Below are 1,534 nucleotides of genomic sequence, written 5' to 3' on the forward strand. Positions count from 1 at the left end.
CGTTGATGCGATGAAGGGGCGGGGCCTCCGCTCCTCGTGACGTTCCCGGCGGATGCTGGGGGTGTCACTACCAGTCACGTGTTGGGAGGCCCCTAATGAGCGAGTATGCCGGAAAACAGTTCGTCGGGATTGACCTGCATCGACAGCGTTCGGTGATCGTCCGTCAAACCGATACCGGGCAGCAGCTTTCGGCGGTGCGTATCGTCAACGATCCGGTGGCGTTGGCGTTGGAGATCGAGCGCGCTGGACCGAATCCGGAGGTGGTGCTTGAAGCCACTTACGGCTGGTATTGGGCGGTCGAGGTGCTGCAAGCCGCAGGTGCCAGTGTGCATTTGGCGCACCCGCTGGGTGTCAAAGGGTTTCGGTATCGGCGGGTCAAAAACGATGTGCGTGACGCCGGGGATCTGGCGGATCTGCTGCGAATGAATCGGCTACCGGAGGCCTGGATCGCACCGCCGGCGACACGGGAACTGCGTGAACTGGTCCGTTACCGCGCCAAACTGGTGGCGCTGCGATCGGGGCTTAAAGCGCAGGTGCATGCGGTCTTGGCCAAGGCTGGGGTGTTGATCGTTGCAACGGATCTGTTCGGCGCCACTGCCCGCAAGCGCCTGGAACGCACCCCGCTATCTGGGGTGTATGCCCAGCGGGTGGCCTCACTGCTGCGTCTGATCGACATCCTCGATGCCGAGCAGACCGCGTTGTCTGACCGAATCGCCACAGAGCTGCAACGCCACGCCGGTTACCGCGCGATCCAAGAGCTGCCGGGTGTGGGACCGATCTTGGCGGCCGTCTTCGTCGCCGAGATTGGCGACGTACACCGCTTCACCCGCCCGCAACAGTTGTGTTCCTGGGCAGGGCTGACACCGCGGCACTATGAGTCCGACACCGTGGTGCATCGCGGGCACATCACCAAGCAGGGATCCAGGCTGGTGCGCTGGGCAGCAATCGAGGCAGTGCAACGGCACCAGTCCACGGCCAAGATCGCCGCTGACAAAGATCGGATCGCCGCTCGACGTGGCACCAACATCGCCAAGGTCGCTGCTGCCCGCAAGCTACTCACCCTGGTCTACTACGGCCTGCGTGACGAACACATTCGTGCGTTGGCTAAGGACGCAGCGTGAGTAATCCGGGTGCGGTATACGCGTGGTCGCCGCAGAGTCTGGCCTCCCCAACCGGGGCATGGCCGTGCCGTTGATTGACCCCGCATACCGCACGCCGCAGCGCTCCATGCCCAGCCAGCCTGGGCGAAGGGATGACCGGCAGCCCGGAACAACCCCGGGCCTTGCCCAGCCTTGATCGGCATCACACTGGAGAGCCGCACCACCCACAACTCCACACCAGGATTGCCGTTTCGGCTCCGCGCCGATTCTGCGCTGAAACGGGCCGCCGTCAAGACCGTTCGTCCTCGCTACGCTGCGGGCGCTGCGTCTTGACCCCGCCCCTCATTCAGCGCTGCCCGCACATATTCCGAAACCGAACAAACCGCAGCACACCAACCCTTGACCGGACCCCACCCCTTCAGGGATGACTCTGC

Annotated in this window: 1 protein-coding gene; it reads left to right on the forward strand. The window is 64.1% G+C overall.

Features of this window, described 5'->3' with window-relative positions:
* Positions 1-95 precede the first annotated feature (95 nt).
* A complete protein-coding gene (locus A5648_RS08000; protein WP_065024029.1) occupies positions 96-1,121 on the forward strand; it encodes an IS110 family transposase in 1,026 nt (341 codons plus the stop codon).
* The last annotated feature ends 413 nt before the right edge of the window (positions 1,122-1,534 follow it).

Source organism: Mycolicibacter sinensis, from assembly GCF_001673565.1.
Taxonomy (GTDB): domain Bacteria; phylum Actinomycetota; class Actinomycetes; order Mycobacteriales; family Mycobacteriaceae; genus Mycobacterium; species Mycobacterium sinense_C.

Excerpts from the sequence above, each read along its gene's own strand:
- A5648_RS08000 (WP_065024029.1), top strand. The coding sequence starts at position 96 with ATGAGCGAGTATGCCGGAAAACAGTTCGTCGGGATTGACCTGCATCGA.